The organism is Pengzhenrongella phosphoraccumulans, from assembly GCF_045689905.1.
Classification (GTDB): domain Bacteria; phylum Actinomycetota; class Actinomycetes; order Actinomycetales; family Cellulomonadaceae; genus Pengzhenrongella; species Pengzhenrongella phosphoraccumulans.
Genome location: NZ_CP144210.1, coordinates 2,477,539 through 2,500,767 on the forward strand (window position 1 = coordinate 2,477,539; position 23,229 = coordinate 2,500,767).

Consider the following 23,229-nt stretch of genomic DNA (forward strand, 5'->3'; position numbering starts at 1 on the left):
ACAGAGCAGGACGACCGGGGAGAACACAGTGAGCACGGAGACAGTCGTGACGGGTACGGGCGTGGCTGCGTCGCGCGCGTCGGGCGCGAGCGCGAGTGAGAAGACGCTGCTCGTGCTGGAGGCGGCGCTCACCCACTCGCGGTTCACCGAGGTCGTGGAGGCCACCGGGCTGGCCAAGGCGACGACGCACCGGATCCTCAGCACGCTCGTGGACCGCCGGTTCGTCACCGTCGACCGTGACGGCAGCTACCTCCCGGGCCCGAAGATCCTGTCGCTCGCCGGCCGTGCCCTGCTCCGCATCGACATCTCCGCGATCGCGAAGCCTTTCGTCGAGCAGCTCGTGGGCCAGTCCCACTGCACCATCCACCTCGGCGCCGTGAACGGCGACGAGATCGTCTACCTGATCCGGGCCGACTCCGACAAGCCGTACCTCATGCCCTCCCGGGTGGGGTTGTCGGTTCCGCTGCACTCCACCGGGATCGGCAAGGTCGTCCTCGCCGACTACACGGACGACGAGCTGGACCGTTTCGTCGCTCGGGCCGGGCTGCCGGCCCGGACCCCGCACACGATCACGACGCCCGACGGGCTGCACACCGAGATCGCCGACGTGCGGCGCCTCGGCTACGCGCTCGACCGCGAGGAGAACGTGCCCGGCCTCGCGTGCGTGGCAGCCCCGATCCGCGACCTCACCGGCACGGTGAAGTACGGCGTCAGCATCTCCACGCTCCTCCTGGAGCACACCTACGAGCAGATCGAGGCGATGGCCCCGATGGCGGTCGCGACAGCCCAGAAGATCTCGGCGGCCCTCGGCTACCTGGCTTGATCGACCCGCCGCGCCGCGGCGACTTACGACACGTACCAGCTTCCCGTTCAGCTTTGCCATGCGCACTTTCGCTCGAACGCCACCGACCAAGGAGCACCACCATGACCGTCCCGGACACCCTCGCCACCCCCGCCGGCTACCTCGAGAGCCTGTTCAGCCTCGAGGGCCAGCTCGCCGTCGTCACCGGCGCCAGCCAGGGGATCGGCCTCGCCATCGCCGAGTGCCTGGCCCGCGCCGGCGCCGACATCATCGGGGTCAGCTACGACATGCCCGACGGCGACAGCGCCGCTCGCACCGTGGTCGAGGGCCTGGGGCGCAAGTTCACCCCGCTGTGCACCGACTTCTCGGTGCGCGAGCAGGTCACCGAGCTCGCCGAGGACCTCGCCGGGCGCGGGGTCGACATCCTCATCAACAACGGCGGCACCATCCGCCGGGAGCCGGCCGCGCAGCACACCGACGCGGACTTCGACTACGTCATGGACGTCAACCTGCGCTCGACCTTCGTGCTCTCCCGCGAGGTCGGCCGCTCGATGATGACCCGCGGCCACGGCAAGATCGTCAACACCGCCTCGCTGCTCAGCTTCCAGGGCGGCGTCAACGTGCCCGGCTACACGTCCTCGAAGTCGGCCGTCGCCGGCCTGACCAAGGCGCTCGCCAACGAGTGGGCGCCCCTCGGTGTGAACGTCAACGCGGTCGCCCCCGGGTACGTCGCCACGGCCAACACCAAGGACCTGCGGGCGGACGCGGCCCGCAGCCAGGCGATCCTCGAGCGCATCCCGGCCGGTCGTTGGTCCGAGGCGTCCGACGTCGCCGGCGCCGTGCTGTTCCTGTGCTCGCACGCCGCGGACTACATCCACGGCATCATCCTTCCGGTCGACGGCGGCTGGCTCGCGCGATGACCGTCGCCGCGACGATGCGGATCGTCATCACGGAGTGCGATCACGACTCGTTCGCGGCCGAGCGGCTCGTGACGGACCCGGCCGGTGCCGAGCTGGTGCTGACGCAGTCGTTCACGGCGGCGGACCTGGTGGCGAACGCCGCCGACGCCGACGCGATCCTGGTGCAGTACGCGCCGATCACGGCCGAGATCATGGACGCGCTGCCGCGGCTGCGTGCCATCGGGCGGTACGGCGTGGGCGTCGACTCGGTCGACATCGCCGCCGCGACCGCCCGCGGCATCGCGGTGTGCAACGTGCCCGACTACGGCACCGAGTCCGTCTCGGACCACGCGATCGGCATGGCACTCGCCGCCGCGCGGGGGATCCCGCGGCTCGACCGTGGGCTCCGCGCGGGGTCGTTCGACCTCGCGGCGGTCCGTCCGCTCTTCCAGACGCGCGGCCGCGTGTTCGGCGTCGTCGGCCTCGGCCTGATCGGGACGGCGACCGCGCGCAAGGCCGCCGGCCTGGGCTACGAGGTCATCGGGTACGACACCGCCGCCGAGCCCGGCGCGGCGACGTTCCACGGGTTCGCTTCGGTGTCCCTGGACGAGCTCCTCGAGCGCGCGCAGGTCGTCTCGCTGCACACCCCGCTGACCGAGGTCACCCGGGGGATGATCGGCGCCGAGCAGCTGGCGCGGATGCGCACCGACGCGATCCTGGTCAACACCAGCCGCGGCGGCGTGATCGACGGCGCCGCGCTGGTCGAGGCGCTGCGCACCGGCTCGATCCTCGGTGCGGCGATCGACGTGCACGAGTCCGAGCCGCTGTCGGCCGGCGACCCGTTGACCACCTTCGACTCGGTCGTGCTCACCCCGCACCTGGCCTGGTACACGGAGGAGTCCTACGACGAGCTCAAGCGTCGGACGGTCGCCAACGTGGTCGAGGTCTGCGCCGGGCGCACGCCGCGCAACATCGTCAACCCCGAGGTCCTCGGGGCCCCCGGACGCAACCGAGCGTGCGCCCCCTTCGTGACGGTAGGAGCAGACAGATGAGCACCACGACCGCAGCGCTGAGCACCATGCAGGCAGTGCGCTGGACCGCGACCGACGAGGTCGAGGTCGCCGACCTGCCCGTCCCCGAGGTGCCCGCCGGCTGGGCCCTGGTCAAGATCGCCTACAACGGGATCTGCGGCACGGACCTGGCGATCCTGCACGGCAAGCACCCGCGCGCCACCCCCGGGCTCGTCCTCGGGCACGAGATGTCCGGCTGGGTCGAGCGCGCGGGTGCGACCGGTCCGGCGGCCGGGACCCTGGTCGTCGTCGAGCCGCTGATCAGCTGCGGTGAGTGCCGCTCGTGCCGCAGCGGGCTCGCGCACGTGTGCCGCAGCCTCGGGCTGTACGGCATCGACGCCCCCGGCGGCATGGCCCAGCTCGTCGCCCTGCCGCCCGAGGTCCTGCACGCCGTGCCCGACGGCGTCTCGCCGCGCACCGCGACCCTGGCCGAGCCGTTGGCCGTCGCCGTGCACGCGGTCGAGCTGTCCGGCATGCAGATCGGTGACGTCGTCGCGGTCTACGGCGCCGGCCCGATCGGCGTGCTCACCGCGCTGGTCGCCCGGCACGCGGGGGCGAGCGCCGTCGTGATCACCGAGCCGAGCGGTTGGCGCCGCGAGGTCGCCGCCGGGCTCGGGTTCACCGTGGTCGCCCCCGACTCGACCATGGCCGCCACGCTCGCCCCCCTGACCGACGGCGAGGGCGCGGACACCACGTTCGACTCCGCCGCGCACCCGTCGGTCGCCGCCGAGCTGGCCGCGACCACGCGGGTGCGGGGGCGGATCGTCGTCGTCGGCGTCTACAAGCAGCCCACGGCGATCGACCTGCAGTCGGTGTGCTTCAAGGAGCAGACGGTCGTCGGGGTGCGCGTGTACACCTCGGCGAACATGACCCGCGCGATCGAGCTGATCGCCGGCGGCGAGCTGGGCCTGGAGCGGTTCCCGACCAAGGCCTTCGCGCTCGACGACGTGGCCGCGGCGTTCGACGCGGCGACCTCCGGCCAGGACTGCCTCAAGGTCCTGGTCACCCCCCTGGCAGGAAAGGCCGACGCATGAGCACCCCCTTCGATCTCACCGGCAGGACCGCCGCGGTGACCGGCGGCGGCCGAGGCCTGGGCCTGGGTATCTCGACGGCGCTGCTCGAGGCGGGCGCGGACGTCGTCGTGCTCGGTCGCTCGGGCGTGCCGGCGGAGCTGACCGACCGCGCCGCGGCGCTCGGCCGGTCCGTGCACTTCGTGGCGCTGGACCTGGCCGACGCCGACGCGATCGCGGCCACGGCCGCCGTCGTGCTGGCTGACCACCGCGTCGACATCCTGGTGAACAACGCCGGCACGCAGGACCGGCACCCGGCGGTCGACTTCCCGCTGGCGGCGTGGGACGCGGTCCTGGACGTCAACCTGCGCGCGGTCTTCCAGCTCTGCCAGCTGTTCGGCCGGCCGATGCTCGAGCGCGGCGACGGCAAGATCGTCAACCTCGCCTCGCTGCTCTCGTTCCAGGGTGGCCTGACCGTGCCGGCGTACGCCGCGAGCAAGGGCGCCGTCGCGCAGCTGACCAAGGCGCTGTGCAACGAGTGGTCGAGCCACGGCGTGAACGTCAACGCGATCGCCCCGGGGTACATGGCCACCGAGATGAACGCCGCCCTGCTCGCCGACCCGGATCGCCTCGCCGCCCTGTCGGCCCGCATCCCCGCCGGCCGGTGGGGCCAGCCCGACGACATCGGCAACGTCGCGGTCTTCCTCGCCTCGGACGCCGCGCGGTACGTGCACGGCCAGATCCTCGCCGTCGACGGCGGCTGGATGGCCCGCTGATGCGCCCCTAGCCCACCCCCACCTCCCCACTGAGACCTCTCCCGGGCCGAGCTTGACCGCCGGCTCCTGGCCACAGCTCTGCCCGATCGCCGGTCGCCTGCACGGCGGCTCCCACCCGTTTCCCCCTCCTGGATTGGATCCTCCGATGGACGTCCTGTCAGCCCTGAGTGCCGCCCGCCTCGTGCCCGTCGTCGTGCTCGACGACGCCGCCGATGCCGATGCGCTGGCCGGCGCGCTGGTCGCCGGCGGCCTGCCGGTCGCCGAGGTCACCTTCCGCACCGCCGCCGCGCAGGACTCGATCCGCGCGATGGCCGCGCGCGGCGACATCCTCGTGGGTGCCGGCACGATCCTCACCGTGGCCCAGGTCGACCAAGCGGTGGCCGCCGGGGCGCAGTACATCGTCTCGCCCGGGTTGTCCCGCGCGGTCGTCGAGCGGTGCGCCGAGCTCGGCGTGCTTGCCCTGCCGGGCGCGATCACGGCATCCGAGGTCACCGCAGCGCTCGAGCTCGGCCTGACGACGGTGAAGTTCTTCCCCGCCGGCACCTCGGGTGGTGCGCCGGCGATCAAGGCCCTGTCGGCGCCGTTCGGCGGAGTCGGTTTCGTCCCGACCGGCGGCGTCGGCCCGAAGAACCTCGCCGACTACCTCGCCCTGCCCGCCGTGGTCGCCGTCGGCGGCTCCTGGATGTGCCCCCGTGACCTCGTCAAGGCGGGCGACTTCGCCGGCATCAGCGCGCTGACGTCCGAGGCGGTCGCCCTCGCCGCGTCCCTGACCGCAACCGTGCGCTCGTGACCGCGTCGATGAACGACCTGGTGATTCGGCCCGCTGCCGAGTGCCGCTACGACGCGGTGTCCCTGGGCGAGGTGATGCTGCGGCTCGACCCCGGGGAGGGGCGCATCCGCACTGCGCGGTCGTTCCGGGCCTGGGAGGGCGGCGGGGAGTACAACGTGGCCCGCGGCCTGCGGCGAGCCTTCGGACTGCGTACCGCCGTCGTGACCGCGCTCGCTGACAACGAGATCGGCCGGCTGGTGGAGGACCTGATCCTTGCCGGCGGCGTGGACACCTCGTTCATCTCGTGGGCGACCTACGACGGGATCGGCCGGGCGGTGCGCAACGGGCTGAACTTCACCGAGCGCGGCTTCGGGGTGCGCGGGGCGGTCGGCGTCTCCGACCGCGGCCACACCGCCGTCTCGCAGCTCACGCCGGGCGACGTGGACTGGGACCACCTGTTCGGCGAGCTCGGCGTGCGGTGGCTGCACACGGGGGGCATCTTCGCGGCCCTGTCGCAGTCCGCCGCGGACACCGTGATCGAGGCCGTCACCGCGGCGAAGAAGTACGGCACGGTGGTGTCCTACGACCTGAACTACCGCCCGTCCCTGTGGAAGGCGATCGGTGGCCAGGCCAAGGCGCAGGAGGTCAACCGCGCGATCGCGCCGTTCATCGACGTGATGATCGGCAACGAGGAGGACTTCACCGCGTCCCTGGGGTTCGAGGTCGAGGGCGCCGACGAGAACCTCACGGAGCTGCAGGTCGACAAGTTCGCCGCCATGATCGCCACGGCCGCGGCGGCGTACCCGAACTTCCGCGCCATCGCCACCACGATGCGCACCGTGCGGTCGGCCTCGGTCAACGACTGGGGCGCGATCGCCTGGTCACCGGCAACCGGCGTCGTGCAGGCGACCCACCGGGAGCGGCTGGAGATCATGGACCGCGTGGGCGGGGGCGACTCGTTCGCATCCGGTCTGATCTACGGCCTGCTCGACGGCCAGAGTCTGGCGACCGCGGTCGAGTACGGCGCTGCGCACGGGGCGCTGGCGATGACCACCCCGGGCGACACGACGATGGCGACGAAGGCCGAGGTCCTCAAGCTCGCGGCCGGCGGCGGCGCACGCGTCGACCGGTAGCGAATGTCCTCGCCCGGCCACGGTGGGGCGACCCGGCGGGTGAACAGGCCGATGGCCCCGTCCGTGCGGACGGGGCCATCGGTGTCGTGCGGGGGAACGGTGCGGGTCAGCGCACGTCCTCGTCGATCCAGTCGAAGGTCCGCGTGACGGCCTTCTTCCAGAGGCGGTACTGACGGGCGCGCTCGTCCTCGTCCATCGACGGGGTCCAGCGCTTGTCCTCGGCCCAGTTGGCGATGACGTCCGCCTCGCCGCTCCAGAAGCCGACGGCGATGCCGGCGGCGTACGCGGCACCGAGTGCCGTCGTCTCGGCGACCTTCGGACGGATCACCGGGACGCCGAGGATGTCGGCCTGGAACTGCATGAGGGTCTCGTTGCCCACCATGCCGCCGTCGACCTTGAGCTCGGTCAGGTCGACGCCGGAGTCGGCGTTCATGGCGTCGAGCACCTCGCGCGTCTGGAAGGCCGTGGCCTCCAGGACGGCGCGGGCGATGTGACCCTTGTTCACGTACCGGGTCAGACCGACGAGGGCGCCACGGGCGTCCGCACGCCAGTACGGCGCGAACAGACCCGAGAACGCCGGCACGAAGTACGCGCCACCGTTGTCCTCGACCGTGGCCGCGAGCTGCTCGATCTCGGGGGCCGAGGAGATCATCCCGAGGTTGTCACGCAGCCACTGCACGAGCGATCCGGAGACGGCGATCGAGCCCTCGAGCGCGTACACGGTCGGCTGGGTGCCGATCTTGTAGCAGACCGTCGTGAGGAGCCCGTTCTTCGACGGGATCGGCACGGTGCCCGTGTTGAGGAGCATGAAGTTACCGGTGCCGTAGGTGTTCTTCGCGTTGCCGACCTCGAAGCACGCCTGGCCGAACGTGGCGGCCTGCTGGTCGCCGAGGATGCCCGAGATCGGGACTCCGGGGACCAGCCCACCGGCGCGGCCGTGGCCGTAGACCTCGGAGGACGAGCGGATCTCGGGGAGCATCGACAGCGGGATGGTCATCTCCGCCGCGATCTCCTCGTTCCACGTGAGCGTGTCGAGGTTCATCAGCATGGTGCGCGAGGCGTTGGTCGGGTCGGTAATGTGCACGCCGCCGTCGACGCCGCCGGTCATGTTCCACAGGACCCACGAGTCGGTGTTGCCGAAGAGCAGGTCGCCCTTGTCCGCCTTCGCCCGGGCGCCCTCGACGTTGTCGAGGATCCACTTGATCTTCGGGCCCGAGAAGTACGTGGCCAGGGGCAGGCCGACGCGTGCCTTGTAGCGGTCCGCGCCGCCGCCCAGGGCACCGAGGTCCTCGGCGATCTTGGCGGTACGGGTGTCCTGCCAGACGATCGCGTTGTAGACGGGCTTGCCGGTCGTCTTGTCCCACACGACCGCGGTCTCGCGCTGGTTGGTGATGCCGACCGCGGCGATGTCGGAGTAGGTGAGGTTGGCGCGGGCAAGAACGATGCCGACGACCTCACGCGTGTTGGTCCAGATCTCCTCGGCGTTGTGCTCGACCCAGCCAGCGCGCGGGAAGATCTGCTCGTGCTCGAGCTGCCCGGTCTCGACGATGGTCCCGCCGTGGTTGAAGATGATGGCGCGGGAACTGGTGGTTCCCTGGTCAATGGCGAGTACGTAATCAGCCATGGTTCGTCAATCCTTCGTTTCGAGGAAATTCGGTTTCGTTACATGCGGTTGGTCCACCCGGGCGGGATGTCCGGGAACGGCCGTGGGGCCGGGACTCCCCGGGCGCGCGTTGGCGCGAGGAGAGCCCCGACCGAGAAATCAGCTCAGACCACGTACCAGGCCCCGACGAGGCCGGCGAGCGCGCCACCGACGAGCGGACCGAGGACCGGGACCCAGCTGTAGGCCCAGTCGCTCGAACCCTTGCCCTTGATGGGCAGGACGAAGTGCGCGATGCGCGGGCCGAGGTCACGAGCAGGGTTGATCGCGTACCCGGTGGGACCACCGAGGCTGGCGCCGATGCCAACAACGATCAGGGAGACGGCTAGCGGGCCGAGGCCTGTCGGGGTCTTCCCGCTGGCAATGACCCAGAAGACCAGGACGAACGTGGCGATGAGCTCAGTGAGGAAGTTCCACGAGTACGAGCGGATCGCCGGGCCGGTCGAGAACACGCCGAGCTTGGTTGCGGGATCCGCGTCCTCGTCGAAGTGCTTCTTGAACGCCACGAAGGCCAGCACAGCGCCGATGAAGGCACCGATGAGCTGGGCTGCCCAGTAGACCATCATGTTCGCGAAGGTCGGTTCGATGACCTGGTCGCCGACCGTGGCGAACGGGAGGTCAGCGACAAGAAGCCCGAGGGTGACGGCCGGGTTGATGTGGGCGCCCGACTTGTAGGCGACGTAAACACCCGCGAAGACTGCGAACCCCCACCCGAAGTTGATGAGAAGCCAGCCGCCGTTGAAGCCCTTGCTCTTGGGCAGGATTGCGGTGGCTACGACACCCGCACCAAGCAGCAACAGGACGGCTGTGCCGAGAATCTCCGACACGAATGCGTCTGCTAGGAGACTGTCCACGGTCTACCTCGTTTCTATGACTTCGTTGTCATGGCCATCCGGGGCGAGGGCGCCCCGGATGTCTTTCGAGCCCCCCGCTTTCTCGAGACGGCGGGCCGGAAGCTTCTTAGGGGCTGGCCGGGCCGCTCAGCGGCGCGATCTCGGCCGCCTTGAGTCGAACTGCCTCGGCCGCCTCGTCGTCGGTCGTGAGCTCGGCAGCGGCCTCGGCCTCGGCGCGCTCGCGGTAGACGGTGATCTCGCGGGTGCGGGTCTCGTCGTCCCAGCCGAGCAGCGGGGCCATGATGTCGGCGATCTCCTCCAGCGCGCCCACGCCACGGTCGGCCTGCTCGTAGTTGAGCCGCGTCCGGTGCATCAGCACGTCGTCGAGGTGCAGGGCACCTTCGTGCGTGACGGCGTAGGCGATCTCCGCCCGCAGGTAGGCCGGTGCCCCGGCCAGCGCCTTGCCCAGACCGGGATCGGCGTCGACGGACTCGGTCAGCTCGCTGATGAGCGAGCCGTACCGGTGCAGCAGGTGGTCCAGCATCGCGCGGCTCCACCCGAACCGCCGCGCGATCGTCGGCGCCTGCCGCTGCAGGACCTGGAGCCCCTCGGCGCCGGAGAGCGGGAGGGTGTGGGTGATCGAGGGGACCGAGTGGGCGCGACCGCCGAGGGCGAAGTCGACGGCGTCCTTGGCCATGACCCGGTAGGTCGTGAGCTTGCCGCCGGCGATCACGGTCAGGCCCGGGGTGGGGGAGGCCACGGTGTGCTCGCGGGAGACCTTCGCCGACGAGGTGCCCTCCTTGGTGCCCGGCTGGAGCAGCGGCCGCAGGCCCGCCCACGTGCCGATGACGTCCTTGCGGGCCAGCGGCCGGGCCAGCACGGCGTTGGCGTGATCGATGACGTAGTCGATGTCCGTGGACGTGGCCACGGGGTGCGTGAGCTGGAGCTTCCACGAGGTGTCGGTCGTACCGATCACCCAGTAGCGCGACCACGGGATGATGAACAGCACGCTCTTCTCGGTCTGCAGGATCAGCCCGGTCTCCCCGGCGATGCAGTCGCGCGGCACCACGATGTGGATGCCCTTCGAGGCCAGCACGCGCAGCCCGCCGTCGGTGTTGGCCAGCGACTCGGTCTCCTCGGTCCAGACCCCGGTCGCGGTGATGACCTGACGTGCCCGCACGTCGAACCGCTCGCCGGTCTCGAGATCCTGGACCACGGCCCCCGTGACGGTGCCGCCCTCGGTGGTCGACATCGAGATGACCTGGGTGCGCGATGCCGCATGCGCGCCATAGGTGACGGCGGTGCGGATCAGGGTGGACACGAGACGAGAGTCGTCGACGGTCGCGTCCCAGTACCGCACGGCGCCGATCGCGGCCTCGTGGCGCAGGTCGGGGAACAGCTTCTCGAGGCCGGTGCGGGTCACGTGGCTGTGCAGCGGCAGCGCGCGGCGCCGGCCGTTGATGCTCGCGAGCGTGTCGTACAGCCCGATGCCGGCGCCGACGTACGCGCGCTCCCAGATGCGGTGCTCGAGCGGGTAGAGGAACGACACCGGCCGGACCAGGTGGGGGGCGATATGGGTGAGCAGCAGGTCGCGTTCGGTCAGGGCTTCCCGCACGAGGTGGAAGTCGAGCATCTGCAGGTAGCGCAGCCCGCCGTGGACGAGCTTGCTCGACCGGCTGGACGTGCCGCTGGACCAGTCCTGCGCCTCGACGATCCCGACCTTCAGACCACGGGTGACGGCGTCGAGTGCGATGCCCGCACCCGTCACACCGCCACCGATGACGAGAATGTCGAGCTCATGACCTGAGGTCGTGCTTGCCTTCAGCGCCTCGAGATCTGCTGATCGTGCCTGTGCCGTGAGAGCTGCTGTCTTCACCGTCGTTCTCCTCGCACCGTGGCCGCCACGGGTCATCCGCCACCCGCAGGTCCCCGTCAGCGTTGACGAGGTGTCGAACCGGTAGCAGCCCTATGCTTGCCGTGCGCCGAACGAACGCGCAACATCGATGCACGGATGTGCAAAGCGGGGGGATTCGGGTGGTGACGGACGGCGAGCAGGACGTCCTGCGTGCGGCAGCCATGTACTACCTCCAGGACATGAAGATGGAGGTCATCGCGCGCCACCTGCACACCTCCCGCTCCACCGTGTCCCGACTGATCAAGCGTGCCCGGGAGACGGGCCTGGTCGAGATCACGCTGCGCCCGGCCAGCAGTCGTGCGCCCGGCCTCGGTCAGAGCATCAGTGCGACCTTCGGGATCTCGACCTATGTCGTGCCCGTCCCGGACTCCGCTGAGCACGTCGACCGCCTGGAGCAGGTCGCGATCACCACGGCGAAACTCCTGACCTCGTGGTTCGACTCCGACATGGTGATGGGGATCGCATGGGGGACCACGCTCGCCGCCGTGAGCCGTCACCTCACCCACAAGCCGACCCGCGGGAGCACCGTCGTCCAGCTCAACGGGGCGGCAAACAACCGGTCGAGCGGCATCGAGTACGCGAGCGATCTGATCTCGAGCTTCGGCACGTCGTTCGACGCGGCGGTCATTCATTTCCCGGTTCCGGCGTTCTTCGACTTCCCCGATACCAAGGCCGCGATGTGGCGCGAGCGCTCCGTGCGACGTGTCCTTGACGTGCAACGACGTGCAGATGTTGCGCTCTTCTCGGTTGGCGCGGTGGCCGGAGCTGTGCCTAGTCATGTGTATTCGGCCGGCTATCTCGACGACGACGACGTCCAGCTGCTCCATTCCGAGGGCGTCGTCGGGGACGTGTGCACGGTGTTTCTCCGAGCCGACGGGAGCTACAAAGACATCCCGCTGAACGGTCGGGCCACCGGGCCGACGCCCGCCAAGCTGCACCGGGTGCCGCGGCGCATCTGCGTCGTAGCGGGGGACAACAAGGTGGCACCGTTGCTCGCCGCGCTCCGATCCGGCGTCGTGACCGACCTGGTGGTCGACGAGGTGACCGCCTCCCGACTGCTCAGCATGGTCCCCGCGCGGGACGCCTCGGGTGGTCGGGTCACGCGCGCGCTGCGCGGTCAGCCGATCCGCGGACGTCTCGGCTGGCCGGGTGACGTGCAGTAGCACCAGCGGTCCGGTGCTCGCGCCACGCGAGCAGCTCCAGCGGTCCGCCAGCCACCCCCGTTCGAGGGTCGAGCGGGTGTGGGGTGTTCGCGACGAGAACCACGAGCGGCATCTCCGCCCGGATCGACACGCTCGCCCCGGAACCGGCCGGCCCGGCAACCGGGGCGCCGTCGTCGTCCCGGGCGACGGCCTGGAAGAACGCGAGGCTCGAGGGGATCGGGCGCGTGAGCTCGAGCCGGTCGATCGCGCGGGCGAACGGCGCGTCGCCCGTGGCGCGGACCGGGGCGTGGGGCCCGCCGGTCGAGCGGTGCGTGATCGTCGCCAGCGTGCGTCCCTCGCCTGAGAGCAGCCGCCAGCCGGCCTCGCGGGCGGTCGTCGCCCGCGCCCTGAGCGTGCGCTCGACGTCGAGGCGTTCGGCGGGCTCGTCCGCGCTCAGGACGAACAGATGTGCACACGCGTCGCCGTTCAGGGCGACCAGACGCACCGTCGTGCCGCTCGCGACGACCACGCTCGCGCAGAGGCCACCGTGCACGGTCTCGGCCCAGACGAGCAGGTCGGCGTCCAGCAGAGCGGGCGGCGCGGGCCAGGTGATCGCGGCCGGCGCGGGTAGGTCGGCGAACAAGGCCGTTGTCGCCTGGGGCATCGGAGCTCTCCTGCACGTCGGATCGCGGATCAGACCAGACCCCCAGCGTGCGGCAGCGAGGTTCCCAACCCGTCACCGTCGTGTGACAAGCCTGTTACGGCCCGTCGGGGCTCGGGCGGGGTCGGGCGACTAGGTTGTGGCCGTGCCGCACCCCGATCCCGTCATCCGCTCAGCGCTGCCCGCCGACGTGAACACGATCCGCGATCTCGTCGCGCCGTACGCGACCGAGCGCATCCTGCTGGCCAAGGAGATGGTCGGCTACTACGAGGCCGTCCAGGAGTTCCTCGTGGCCGACGCCGGGGGCGAGGTCGTCGGCTGCGGCGCGCTGCACGTCATGTGGCAGGACCTCGCCGAGATCCGCACGCTCGCGGTCGCGCCGACCTGGCGCGCGCGCGGCACCGGTCACGCCCTGCTCGAGGCGCTGCTGGCACGTGCTCGCGCGCTCGGCCTGACCCGGCTGTTCTGCCTGACGTTCGAGGTCGCGTTCTTCGAGGCGCACGGGTTCCGGGCGATCCAGGGCACGCCCGTCTCCCCGGAGGTCTACGCCGAGCTGCTGCGCTCGCACGACGACGGCGTCGCGGAGTTCCTCGACCTCGCGCGGGTCAAGCCCAACACCCTCGGCAACACCCGGATGCTGATCGAGCTCAGCTGAGCCAATTGGCCGAGGGACCGGTCGAGCGGTCGGCCTGGCCGACCGAGGTCAGCGGTCGGCGGCGACCGTGCCGGCCGGCAGACGGTACCGGGGCGGCGCCGTCTCGGTGGTGAGCTCCTGCGCCAAGCCGTCGGCGACGAGCGAGTCGAGGCAGCGGTCGAGCTGGTCGCGGTCCGGCCACAACCCGTCGATCGCCGCGCGCGGGACGGGCTCGAGGGCCTCGCGCAGCAGTGCCATCATGCGGCCGCGCGCCTGCCGGTCCGTCCCCGCCCAGGCCTGCGTCCGGCGACGGGCAAGGTGCACGTCGGTCGGCTGGCCGGCCTGTCGCCACGCGCAGCGCGCCTCGATGGGGCAGGCGGGACACTGCGGTGCCCGAGCCGTGCACACCAGCGCGCCGAGCTCCATCGAGGCCGCGGCCCAGAGCGCTGCCTCGGCCGGGTCGAGCGGCACGATCGCCGCAGCGCTGCGGACCTCGGCGACGGTCTGGCTCGGTGGTGGGAGGGCGACGCCACCGATGGCGCGCGCGAGGACCCGGCGCACGTTCGTGTCCAGGACGACCGAGCGTCCGCCGTACGCGAACGCGATGACGGCGGCGGCCGTGTACGCGCCGACCCCGGGCAGGGCGAGCAGCTCGACCTCGGTGCGCGGCACGGCGCCACCGTGGCGCTCGGTGATCGTGCGGGCGCACTCCTGCAGCCGCAGGGCACGGCGGGGGTAGCCGAGCCGGCCCCACGCGCGCAGCACGTCCGCGGTGCTGGCCGCGGCCAGATCGGCCGGGGTGGGCCACCAGTCCATCCAGTCGGTCCACGCCGGCAGCACGCGCACCACCGGTGTCTGCTGCAGCATCACCTCGCTCACCAGCACTCCCCAGGCCGTCCGGTCGGGTCTGCGCCACGGCAGGTCGCGCGCGTGCGCGACAAACCAGGCGCTGATCGCGGCGCGGACGTCGTCCGGGTCGCGGGCGTCGGTCGGGGCGGTCGATGGTCTGGCGAGGGGCACCCGCGCATCCTGCCCCAGAACGCGTCCTCTCGGCGTGCCCTGCTTCCCCTCGGCGTGCGCGGCCGTAGCGTAGGCCCAGGGTCTGATCGCAACGGAGGGGATTCGAATGAACACGGTGCTGCATCCCGTGGGTCCCAATCCGCCGCGGGTCTACTGGGTCCGCCGGCTCGTGGTCGTGATCGCCCTCGTCGTCGTGCTGGGCGGCGTCACCGCGGCGGTCTGGGCGGTCGCCTTCCGCGGCAGCGGCGCGGCGGCCGACGTCGGCGGCGGTGCGCCCGCGGCATCCGGTGGCAGCGATCCTGCCGCGAAGGACGACGCCGCGAACCCCGCGGAGTGCGCCCCGGCCGATCTCACGCTGACGCTTACTGCCGACGCAGCGCAGTACCCGGAGGGCACCGACCCCGTGCTCCAAGGCTCCGTGACCAACACCGGCACCGTCCCGTGCATCGTGGACGCCGGTGACGCGGCGCGTGAGGTGGTCATCAGCTCGGGCAGCGACCGGATCTGGTCCACGAAGGACTGCGCGAGCGCGGACACCGCCTCGCGCCAGCTGCTGCTCGCCGCCGGCGCACGGGATGCGTTCGAGATCCCGTGGGGCCGCGTCCGCTCGGCCGAAGGGTGTCCCCTGGACCTGCCGGCGCCACGTGCGGGCACCTACCAGGCGGTTGCGACCCTGCTCGGCACGAGCGCCGCGCCGGTCGCGTTCGTCCTGCAATAGCTCAGACGAACCGCTAGGTCAGACGTACCGCTCGAGGATGCTCGACTCGGCGAGGCGGGAGAGTCCCTCACGCACGGCCCGGGCACGCTGCTCGCCGATGCCCTCGACCATCATGAGCTCCTCGACGCCCGCCGCAAGAAGCTTCTGCAGGCTCCCGAAGTGCCCGACCAGCCGGTCGACGACGGCGCTCGGCAGTCGCGGCACCATGGAGAGCAGGCGGTAGCCGCGGGGTCCGACGGCCGCATCCAGGGCGTCGCCACCACCGGGCAGCCCGAGCACCCGGGCGATGTGGGCATGGTCGAGCAGCTCGGTCGAGTCGAGCTCCGCGAGCGCGGCCTGCACGTCGACGGCCTCGCGATCGTTGCGGGAGGTCTCGACGTAGTCGCGGATGACCGCCTCGCGGTCCGAGCTGATGCCGCCGATGAGCTCGTCGAGCTGGAGCGCGAGCAGGCGCCCGTCGCGCCCGAGCTCGATCACGTAGCCGGCGATCTCCTCGGAGATCCGCCGGACCATCTCCAGCCGCTGCACGACGGCCGAGACGTCGCGGACCGTGACCAGGTCCTCGATCTCGAGCGCGGACAGCGTGCCGCTGACCTCGTCGAGCCGCGACTTGTACCGTTCGAGCGTGGCCAGGGCCTGGTTGGCGCGCGACAGGATCGTGTCCGCGTCCTCGAGCACGTAGCGGAAACCGCCCACGTACAGCGCGACGATCCGCATCGACTGGCTGACCGAGATCACCGGGAGGCCGGTCTGCTTGGCGACGCGCTCGGCGGTGCGGTGCCGCGTGCCGGACTCCGTCGTCTCGATGGTCGGGTCGGGGAGCAGCTGGACCGCGGCGCGGAGCACCTTGGTCGCGCCCTCGTCGAGGACGATGGCGCCGTCCATCTTGGCGAGCTCCCGCAACCGGGTCGCCGAGAACTCGACGTCGAGGACGAAGCCGCCCGAGCAGATGGATTCGACCGTCTCGTCGAAGCCCAGCACGATCAGCGCGCCCGTGCGGCCGCGCAGGATCCGGTCCAGACCCTCGCGCAGCTCGCCGCCGGGGGCCACCGCGGCGAGCGTCGTGCGAAGGAGGTCATCAGGGGAGAAGTGGGAGTTTGCCACGAGCGGATCCTAACGGTGCAACCAGGCGAGGGGCCGCCAGACTCGGCGGGGGTTACGCCGAGCGGTTACGGGGGCCGCTGCTCACGAGCACGGCCTGGGCCAGATCAGCGACCTCCAAAAGTGTCATCCCGGCGGGCGTCCCGACGGGGTCAACCGATCCGATGGGCACGACCGCGTGGGTGAAGCCGAGCCGGGCCGCCTCGGACAACCGACGGGCGACGCCCATGATCGGGCGGATCTCGCCGGCGAGCCCGACCTCGCCCAGTGCGACGATGCCGGCAAGGAGCGGGACGTCGTCGCGCGCGCTGATCGTGGCGAGCGCGAGGGCCAGGTCGACGGCCGGTTCGACCGCCCGGGCACCGCCCACCGTGGAGACGTAGACGTCCTGGTCGACCAGTCGCGCCCCGACCCGGCGCTGGAGCACCGCGAGCACCATCGCCAGCCGGCTCGAGTCGACCCCGCTCGTCGTGCGGCGCGGGTTGCTCAAGACGCTCGGTGCGACGAGGGCCTGGATCTCAGTGGCGAGCGGGCGTCGGCCCTCGAGGGTGACCGTGACGCAGGTACCAGGCACGTGGTTGAGGATGTGCGAGACGAACATCCCGCTCGGATCGGCCAGCCCCACGATGCCGGTCTCCGACAGGTCGAAGCACCCGACCTCGTCCGTGGGCCCGTACCGGTTCTTGGTCGCGCGCAGCAGGCGCAGCCGTGAGTGCCGGTCGCCCTCGAACTGGCACACCACATCCACGAGGTGCTCGAGCGTGCGTGGGCCCGCGATCGAGCCGTCCTTCGTCACGTGGCCGACCAGCACGGTCGGGATGTCACGGTCCTTCGCCAGTGCGATCAACGCCGCCGCCACCTCGCGCACCTGGCTGACGCCGCCGGGCGCGCCGTCCACCTGGGAGGACGCGATCGTCTGGACCGAGTCCACGACGAGCATGTCGGGCGAGACCTGATCGACGTGGCCCAGCACCATTCCCAGGTCGGACTCGGCCGCGAGGAAGAGGTTCGGGTCGAGCGCCCGGATCCGTTCGGCGCGCAGGCGCACCTGGCCCGGCGACTCCTCGCCGGTCACGTAGAGCACCCGTCGCCCGCCGCGCGCGGCCCGCGCGGCCACGTCGAGCAGCAGCGTCGACTTCCCGACGCCCGGCTCGCCGGCCAGCAGCACGACCGCGCCGGGGACGAGGCCGCCGCCGAGGACTCGGTCGAGCTCCTCGACGCCGGTCGGCCGCGCGCGTGCGGCCTCGACGTCGATCTCCCCGATGGGGCGGGCGGGCGTGCGCGCGGGTGTGGTCGCCGTCGTCCGGGGTGCGGCACCGCCCGGGCCGACCTCCTCCGCCACGCTGCCCCAGGCCTGGCACTCGCCGCAGCGGCCGACCCACTTCGCGGCCGTCCACCCGCACTCCGTGCACCGGTAGGCGGGACGGGTCGATCGGTCGGCGCGCTTGGTCGCGGCCCGGCCGTTCGCGGCTCTGCCGCTCGACGACGTGCCGCTCGACGACGTGCCGTTCGACGGGGTGCCGTTGGACGGTGCGCCGATCGAGGGGGAAGTCATGTCGCGAAGGCTAATCGCGACCACCCACACCCCGGTCCGGGCGTGCACAGGTCGGGTCGCCGGCACCGGACCTCAGCGGTCAATCCCCGGTCGTCGCGATCCGGGTCGCCGGGTGGACGGTCAGCGGAAGCAGGCGGCGCGCGCCGAGCAGCTCGGCGCCCTGGCGGGCGATCTCGGCGTACGCCGCCGCGCCCACGAGCTCGGTGAGCTCGGCGGCGAGCGAGACGTAGACGGGTTCCGCGCCGACGTGCGCGAGCGGGTTCCCGGTGCAGTACCAGTCGAGGTCGTGGCCGCCCGGGCCCCAACCGCGACGGTCGTACTCGGCGATCTGGACCTCGAGGTACGTGGTGGTGTCCGGGCGCGTCACGGTGCGATAGGTGCGGCGTAGGGGCAGCTGCCAGCACACGTCGGGCTTCGTGTGCAGCCCGTCGACGGCGAGCGCGGCGGCGAGGTGGTGGAGCGCGCAGCCCGCGCCGCCGGCGAAACCGGGGTCGTTGAGGAACACGCACGCGCCGTCGACCACTCGGGTCTTGCGGGCGGCGTCGTCGTCCACCTCGACCCAGCCGTCCGCACCGCGCCCGATGTCGGCGCGCTGCCAGGTCGCCTCGGTGAGCGTGGCGACGTGCGCGGCGACCCGGGTCTCGTCGTCGTCGTCGGTGAAGTGCGCGCCGAGCGTGCAGCAGCCGTCGTCGGGCCGGCCCGCCTCGATCCCGGCGCACCCCCGGCCGAAGATGCAGGTCCACGAGGAGGTGAGCCAGGTGAGGTCGGCCCGGAAGACTTGGTGGGGACCCTCGGGCTCGCTCTCGGGGCTCCACTCGGGATCGGGGAACTCGATCCACGTGCGGGGGATGTCGAGGGGCGTCTCGCCGCGCGGATCGAGCATCGCAGCATCGTACGGCGAGTCCCGGTGGTGCCATTGCGTAGGCTCACGTGCGAACGCGCTGCGGACCGACGGTGGCGCTCGCAGGGAGGCAACGATGACCGACAGCACGCGTGGTACCTGGGGCGCCGAGGACCTGCCGACCCCGCCATTGCCTGACCCCACCGGACCGGCCGCATCCGCGCCGAACGCACCCGAGTCGCGGGCGGCTCGACGCGCCGCGGCCGACGCTGCGGCTGAGGCGGTCGCACCGACGAGCGGCTTCACCCCGACGGGCAGCTACACGCCCACGGGCGGGGACGCTCCGACCGGCGGGAACCCTCCGACGGGCGGGGACGCTCCGACCGGTGACACCCCTCCTGCGGAGCCCGGCTCGAACCGGCGCCGGAACCTCATCATCGCCGCGGCCATCGGCGCCGTCGTGATCATCGGCGGTGTTGCCGCTGCGCTCAGCGGGGTGTTCGACGCGTCGGCGCCCGTGCCGACCCCGGCCGCCAGCACGGTCACGCTCGCCTCCCCGACCCCGACGGTCTCGCCGGTCGCGCGCCAGCCGGTCTCCGCTTTCGCGGACGCCCTGCCGAGCACAGTCCTGGATCTCGCCCTGACCGCGATCGCGCCGCAACCCACCCTGGTCGCCGCGAACGCCGTCGAGGGGTACCGGCTCGACTACTCCGACGGCGGCTCGGTCGCCGTCGCGCTCGATGCGGGCCAGTGGGAGACCCCGGCGGAGGCCGTCGCGGCCTACACGCCGCTGGCCGCTGCCACCCCCGCGACCGAGACCGGCTCCGTCGACGTCGGCGGTGCCTCGGTCGGGAGCTGGACGTTCTCGGAGGCTGCCGACGGCACCGGCACGATGACCTGGACGAACGGGACGGCGCTGTTCCAGGCGACCGGACCGGCGCAGACCGTGAAGTCGTTCTACCAGGCGTTCCCGCTGTGAACCCGCGGCTCGCGATCCTCGGCGGTGGCGTGATGGGGGAGGCCCTCCTCGCCGGCGCGCTCGGCTCCGGCTGGGCGCCCGACGACGTCGTGGTCACCGAGCCGTATCCCGCGCGAGCCGCAGATCTGACGGCGCGCTACGGGGTCAGCTGCGTGGTGGGCAGTGCGGAGCCGGTCCGCGAGGCGGACGTGGTGATCGTGGCGCTCAAGCCGAAGGACGTGGGCGGCGTCCTGGCGGAGATCGCCGGGTCGCTGCGACCCGGGACCCTGCTGGTGAGCGTCGCCGCCGGGCTGCCGTGCGCGTTCTACGAGCAGCGGCTGCCGGCGGGTACGCCCATGGTCCGCGTCATGCCGAACACCCCCGCGGTGATCGGCAAGGGAGCCAGCGCGATCAGCGCCGGGACCCACGCGACGCCCGAGCACCTCGCGCTGACCGAGAAGATCCTCGCCCGGACCGGGCTTGTGGTCCGGGCCGACGAGAAGGACCTCGACGCGGTCACGGCGATCTCCGGCTCGGGCCCGGCCTACGTCTTCTACGTGGTGGACGCGCTCGCGGAGGCGGGGGTGCTGCTCGGCCTGACACGTGACCGGGCCCGGCAGCTTGCCGTGGCCACGGTCGCGGGCGCCGCCGCGCTGCTCGAGGAGACCGGTGAGCACCCGGTGATCCTGCGCGAGCGGGTGTCGTCCCCGGGCGGCACCACCGTTGCGGCGCTCCGGGAGCTCGACGCGCACGGGGTGCGGGCCGCGTTCCTGGCCGCCGCCGAGGCCGCCCGGGACCGGTCGCGCGAGCTCGCGGCCGAGGCCGGCTCGGCCGACGTCTAAGGGTCGACGACGATGACGGGCGTACCGGCATGACGGTGGACTTCGACGGACGGCCACGGCCGCCCGCGATGAGCGACGTCGCCCGGGTGGCGGGCGTCTCCCACCAGACGGTCTCGCGGGTGCTGAACGATCATTCCAAGGTGCGTCCGGAGACCCGGCAGCGGGTGCTCGCGGCGATCGCCGAGCTCGGGTACCGCCGCAACATCGCCGCGCGCGCCCTGGTCACGCGCCGGTCGGGGACCATCGGGGTGGTCACGACGGGCCTGCCGTACTTCGGCCCGACGTCGACCCTCATCGCGGTCGAGGAGGCCGCCCGCGCGGCCGGGTACTTCGTCAGCATCGCGACCTTGGCCGGCATCGACGGCGCGAGCGTCGACAAGGCCCTGGAGTACTTCCTCGGCCAGGCGGTCGAGGGGATCATCGTCATCGCGCCGCACGACGACGTCCGGGACGCGCTCGTCCCCTTCGCCGCGCAGGTCCCCCTCGTCATGATCGCGTCCGAGCCGAGCCCGGGGTTCTCGCTCCACACGATGAGCGTCGACCAGGAGCTCGGGGCCCGCCTCGCGACCCGGCACCTGCTCGAGCTGGGCCACCGCGACGTCGTGCACCTGGCGGGTCCGCTCGACTGGATCGACGCGCGCGCCCGGATCGTCGGCTGGCGGGCCGAGCTCGCGGCGGCCGGCGTCGCGGCCGGCGAGCAGATCACGGGGGACTGGAGCGCGGAGCGCGGGTACGACGTCGGCCGGACCATGGTGCGCGACGGGGCGCCGACCGCCGTGTTCGCGGCGAACGATCAGCTCGCGCTCGGCCTGCTGCACGCGTTCGCCGAGGGCGGGGTGGCCGTCCCCCAGGACGTGTCGGTGGTCGGGTTCGACGACGTCGCGGGAGCGGCGCACTTCAACCCGCCGCTGACCACCGTGCGGCAGGAGTTCGCCGACCTGGGGCGACGCTGCCTGGCGCTCCTGGTCGCCGCCATGGGTGGGGTCGACCTCGATCCGACCCCCATCCCGCCGCGGCTCGTGATCCGGTCGAGCACCGCGGCGCCTAGCTGAGCACTTCCAGGGGTGGGTGCCGCACGGCGGCACCCACCGACGACACGATGGACGTTCGGGTCAATCCCGGTGCGCAGACGCATCGATGGCGGTCCGCTCGATGGCGAGACCGGTGACGTAGCGGTCGAGGAAGCTGGCGTAGCCCGCGAGATCCGCGGGGTCCGGCTCGACGATGTCGACGGCGGCGTCGGCGAACACTCGGGTGCGCAGGTAGGTGCCGAGATCCTCCTCCGCCGCGGTCTTGAGGTAGGCAGCGAGGAGCGCCATGCCCCAGGGGCCGCCCTCGCTCGCTGAGATCGCGACGGCGACCGGCGCGCGAACCGCGGCCGCAAGGAGTCGTTGGGCGACGCCGGCGGTGCGGAAGATGCCGCCGTGGGCGAACAGCGTGTCCAGCTCGACGCCTTCACCCTCGAGGACGCGCATGCCCAGGCTGAGGGTGGCAAACGCTGCGTAGACCTGGGTTCGGACGAAGTTGGCGAGCGTGAATCGACTGTCGGGGGTACGCACGACGAGCGGGCGACCCTCGGTGAGGCCGGTGATCGGCTCCCCCGACAGGTAGTTGTAGGCGAGCAGGCCGCCGCCGTCGGCCTCCCCGTCGAGGGCCTCGCGCAGCAGCGCACCGAAGACGGCGTCCGGCTCTGTCGGGTGCCCGAGCGCCGCGGCGAACCGGCCGAAGACCTCAGCCCACGCACCGAGCTCGCTCGCGCCGTTGTTGCAGTGCACCATCGCGACGAGGTCCCCGGCGGGCGTCGTCACCAGGTCGAGCTCGTGGTGGACGTGCTCGAGGGGGCGTTCGAGTACGACCATCGCGAAGATCGACGTCCCGACGCTGACGTTGCCGGTCCGGGGCGCGACGGCGTTCGTGGCAACCATGCCCGTGCCGGCGTCGCCCTCGGGCGGGCACAGCGGGATGCCGGCCTGAAGCGTCCCGGAAGGATCGAGCAGCGCAGCGCCCTGAGCGGTCAGCCGGCCGGCTTCCTGGCCCGCGACGAGCACCTCGGGCAGCAGGTCCGCGAGGCGCAGCTCCGGGTGCCGGTCGGAGATCAGCTCGTTGAACTGCGCCAGCATCTTCGCGTCGTAGGTGCGGGTCGCCGGGTCGACCGGGAACATGCCGGACGCGTCACCGACCCCGAGCACGTGGCGTCCGGTCAGACGCCGGTGGACGTAGCCGGCGAGAGTGGTGACGGACCGGAGCTCTGGCACGTGCGGCTCGTCGTCGAGGATCGCCTGGTACAGGTGAGCGACCGACCAGCGCAGCGGGATGTTGTGCCCGAACAGGTCCGAGAGCTCGGCTGCGGCGCGGTCCGTGGTCGTGTTCCGCCAGGTCCGGAAGGGGACGAGCAGCTCGCCGTCGCCGTCGATGGCGAGATAGCCGTGCATCATCGCCGACACGCCGAGGGCGCCGAATGTCGTCGGACGCACGCCATACCTCCGCTCGGCGTCGTCGAGCAGCGACGCGACGCACGCCTGCAGGCCGGTCCAGACGGCGTCGAGCGAGTAGGTCCATATCCGGTCGACGAACTGGTTCTCCCAGTCGTGGCTCCCGCTCGCGAGGGCGGCGCCGTCCGGGCCGACGAGGCTGGCCTTGATCCGGGTGGACCCGAGCTCGATGCCCAGGGCCGTGCGACCCTCGACGATCGCTGCGCGCGCATCGGCGCCCTGCTCGGGCTCGATGTCCGTCGGCGTTCGGGGCATCTAGATCTCCTACGACTCGGGCCCCGTCTCGGGGCGTACTGGAAATGAGGTCGCCAGGCGCCCGAAGGCGGGCGACGTGCGGGCGGGCCGGCAACAGGCACGCTTCGCCGCGTTCGCCTATGAAGACGCGGGCGAGGGGCATG

The 23,229-nt window shown here is 72.0% G+C and carries 22 protein-coding genes; 13 read left to right on the plus strand and 9 right to left on the minus strand.

All coding sequences use genetic code 11. The features are described from left to right. Nucleotides 1-28 precede the first annotated feature (28 nt). The 7 genes from VTA80_RS11445 to VTA80_RS11475 all read left to right on the plus strand — a co-directional run bounded on the left by VTA80_RS11445 (nt 29) and on the right by VTA80_RS11475 (nt 6,459). Nucleotides 29-823 carry an IclR family transcriptional regulator gene (locus VTA80_RS11445; protein ID WP_407345633.1) on the plus strand — a complete coding sequence of 265 codons (795 nt, stop codon included), beginning with the start codon at nt 29-31 and terminating at the stop codon, nt 821-823. A 101-nt stretch (nt 824-924) separates the two neighbouring features. Continuing rightward, a complete protein-coding gene (locus VTA80_RS11450) occupies nt 925-1,722 on the plus strand; it encodes an SDR family oxidoreductase (protein WP_407345634.1) in 798 nt (265 codons plus the stop codon). Continuing rightward, a complete protein-coding gene (locus VTA80_RS11455; RefSeq protein ID WP_407345635.1) occupies nt 1,719-2,753 on the plus strand; it encodes a C-terminal binding protein in 1,035 nt (344 codons plus the stop codon). Before VTA80_RS11450 ends, VTA80_RS11455 begins: the two co-directional genes overlap by 4 nt. After that, nucleotides 2,750-3,805 carry a zinc-binding dehydrogenase gene (locus VTA80_RS11460; RefSeq protein WP_407341240.1) on the plus strand — a complete coding sequence of 352 codons (1,056 nt, stop codon included), beginning with the start codon at nt 2,750-2,752 and terminating at the stop codon, nt 3,803-3,805. Before VTA80_RS11455 ends, VTA80_RS11460 begins: the two co-directional genes overlap by 4 nt. Then, nucleotides 3,802-4,557, plus strand: coding sequence for an SDR family oxidoreductase (locus VTA80_RS11465; RefSeq protein WP_407341242.1), 756 nt, complete (start codon nt 3,802-3,804; stop codon nt 4,555-4,557). The genes VTA80_RS11460 and VTA80_RS11465 overlap by 4 nt, the downstream gene beginning before the upstream one ends. A gap of 145 nt (nt 4,558-4,702) precedes the next feature. Continuing rightward, nucleotides 4,703-5,347, plus strand: a complete 645-nt coding sequence (gene eda / locus VTA80_RS11470; RefSeq protein WP_407341243.1) for a bifunctional 4-hydroxy-2-oxoglutarate aldolase/2-dehydro-3-deoxy-phosphogluconate aldolase — start codon at nt 4,703-4,705, stop codon at nt 5,345-5,347. Nucleotides 5,348-5,355: 8 nt separating this feature from the next. Beyond that, the gene (locus tag VTA80_RS11475; protein ID WP_407345755.1) at nt 5,356-6,459 is read left to right on the plus strand and encodes a sugar kinase; all 1,104 of its coding nucleotides are present in this window, start codon (nt 5,356-5,358) and stop codon (nt 6,457-6,459) included. Between the two features lie 106 nt (nt 6,460-6,565). Here the strand turns inward: VTA80_RS11475 and glpK are convergent, their stop codons facing one another. The 3 genes from glpK to VTA80_RS11490 form a co-directional block, all read right to left on the minus strand. Next, a complete protein-coding gene (gene glpK, locus VTA80_RS11480) occupies nt 6,566-8,083 on the minus strand; it encodes a glycerol kinase GlpK (RefSeq protein WP_407341244.1) in 1,518 nt (505 codons plus the stop codon). A gap of 143 nt (nt 8,084-8,226) precedes the next feature. After that, nucleotides 8,227-8,946 carry an MIP/aquaporin family protein gene (locus tag VTA80_RS11485; RefSeq protein ID WP_407341245.1) on the minus strand — a complete coding sequence of 240 codons (720 nt, stop codon included), beginning with the start codon at nt 8,944-8,946 and terminating at the stop codon, nt 8,227-8,229. 133 nt (nt 8,947-9,079) lie between these two features. Continuing rightward, nucleotides 9,080-10,828 (minus strand): glycerol-3-phosphate dehydrogenase/oxidase, encoded by a 1,749-nt coding sequence (locus VTA80_RS11490; RefSeq protein WP_407341246.1) that lies wholly within the window; start codon nt 10,826-10,828, stop codon nt 9,080-9,082. Between the two features lie 158 nt (nt 10,829-10,986). On the opposite strand from VTA80_RS11490, the gene VTA80_RS11495 reads away from it, so the two are divergent. Continuing rightward, nucleotides 10,987-12,030: a sugar-binding transcriptional regulator gene (locus VTA80_RS11495; protein WP_407341247.1), complete on the plus strand. Its 1,044-nt coding sequence runs from the start codon at nt 10,987-10,989 to the stop codon at nt 12,028-12,030. Here VTA80_RS11495 and VTA80_RS11500 read toward each other — a convergent pair. Further along, nucleotides 11,966-12,673, minus strand: a complete 708-nt coding sequence (locus VTA80_RS11500) for a DUF1989 domain-containing protein (RefSeq protein ID WP_407341248.1) — start codon at nt 12,671-12,673, stop codon at nt 11,966-11,968. The two genes, VTA80_RS11495 and VTA80_RS11500, sit on opposite strands and share 65 nt — an antisense overlap. Before the next feature lie 142 nt (nt 12,674-12,815). Here VTA80_RS11500 and VTA80_RS11505 point away from each other — a divergent pair, with 142 nt between their 5' ends. After that, entirely contained in the window at nt 12,816-13,325 is a 510-nt protein-coding gene (locus VTA80_RS11505) for an amino-acid N-acetyltransferase (RefSeq protein ID WP_407341249.1), read from the plus strand. 48 nt (nt 13,326-13,373) lie between these two features. Here the strand turns inward: VTA80_RS11505 and VTA80_RS11510 are convergent, their stop codons facing one another. Then, a complete protein-coding gene (locus VTA80_RS11510; protein WP_407341250.1) occupies nt 13,374-14,324 on the minus strand; it encodes an A/G-specific adenine glycosylase in 951 nt (316 codons plus the stop codon). A gap of 106 nt (nt 14,325-14,430) precedes the next feature. On the opposite strand from VTA80_RS11510, the gene VTA80_RS11515 reads away from it, so the two are divergent. Further along, a complete protein-coding gene (locus tag VTA80_RS11515; protein WP_407341251.1) occupies nt 14,431-15,042 on the plus strand; it encodes a hypothetical protein in 612 nt (203 codons plus the stop codon). 18 nt (nt 15,043-15,060) lie between these two features. Here the strand turns inward: VTA80_RS11515 and disA are convergent, their stop codons facing one another. From disA to VTA80_RS11530, 3 genes are all read right to left on the minus strand, one after another. Further along, on the minus strand, nt 15,061-16,146 hold the full coding sequence (gene disA, locus VTA80_RS11520) for a DNA integrity scanning diadenylate cyclase DisA (protein WP_407341252.1): 1,086 nt from the start codon (nt 16,144-16,146) through the stop codon (nt 15,061-15,063). A gap of 52 nt (nt 16,147-16,198) precedes the next feature. Beyond that, on the minus strand, nt 16,199-17,698 hold the full coding sequence (radA, locus tag VTA80_RS11525; RefSeq protein ID WP_407341253.1) for a DNA repair protein RadA: 1,500 nt from the start codon (nt 17,696-17,698) through the stop codon (nt 16,199-16,201). Nucleotides 17,699-17,777: 79 nt separating this feature from the next. Next, nucleotides 17,778-18,581: a hypothetical protein gene (locus VTA80_RS11530; RefSeq protein WP_407341254.1), complete on the minus strand. Its 804-nt coding sequence runs from the start codon at nt 18,579-18,581 to the stop codon at nt 17,778-17,780. Between the two features lie 94 nt (nt 18,582-18,675). Here VTA80_RS11530 and VTA80_RS11535 point away from each other — a divergent pair, with 94 nt between their 5' ends. The 3 genes from VTA80_RS11535 to VTA80_RS11545 are packed head-to-tail and all read left to right on the plus strand — an operon-like array spanning nt 18,676 to nt 21,391. Continuing rightward, the gene (locus tag VTA80_RS11535) at nt 18,676-19,518 is read left to right on the plus strand and encodes a hypothetical protein (protein ID WP_407341255.1); all 843 of its coding nucleotides are present in this window, start codon (nt 18,676-18,678) and stop codon (nt 19,516-19,518) included. Next, nucleotides 19,515-20,339, plus strand: a complete 825-nt coding sequence (gene proC, locus VTA80_RS11540; RefSeq protein WP_407341256.1) for a pyrroline-5-carboxylate reductase — start codon at nt 19,515-19,517, stop codon at nt 20,337-20,339. Before VTA80_RS11535 ends, proC begins: the two co-directional genes overlap by 4 nt. A 29-nt stretch (nt 20,340-20,368) precedes the next feature. Next, on the plus strand, nt 20,369-21,391 hold the full coding sequence (locus VTA80_RS11545) for a LacI family DNA-binding transcriptional regulator (protein ID WP_407341257.1): 1,023 nt from the start codon (nt 20,369-20,371) through the stop codon (nt 21,389-21,391). A gap of 60 nt (nt 21,392-21,451) precedes the next feature. On the opposite strand, the gene VTA80_RS11550 is transcribed toward VTA80_RS11545, so the two are convergent. Continuing rightward, complete coding sequence (locus VTA80_RS11550; protein WP_407341258.1) at nt 21,452-23,086, minus strand: xylulokinase; 1,635 nt, start codon at nt 23,084-23,086, stop codon at nt 21,452-21,454. Nucleotides 23,087-23,229 lie beyond the last annotated feature (143 nt).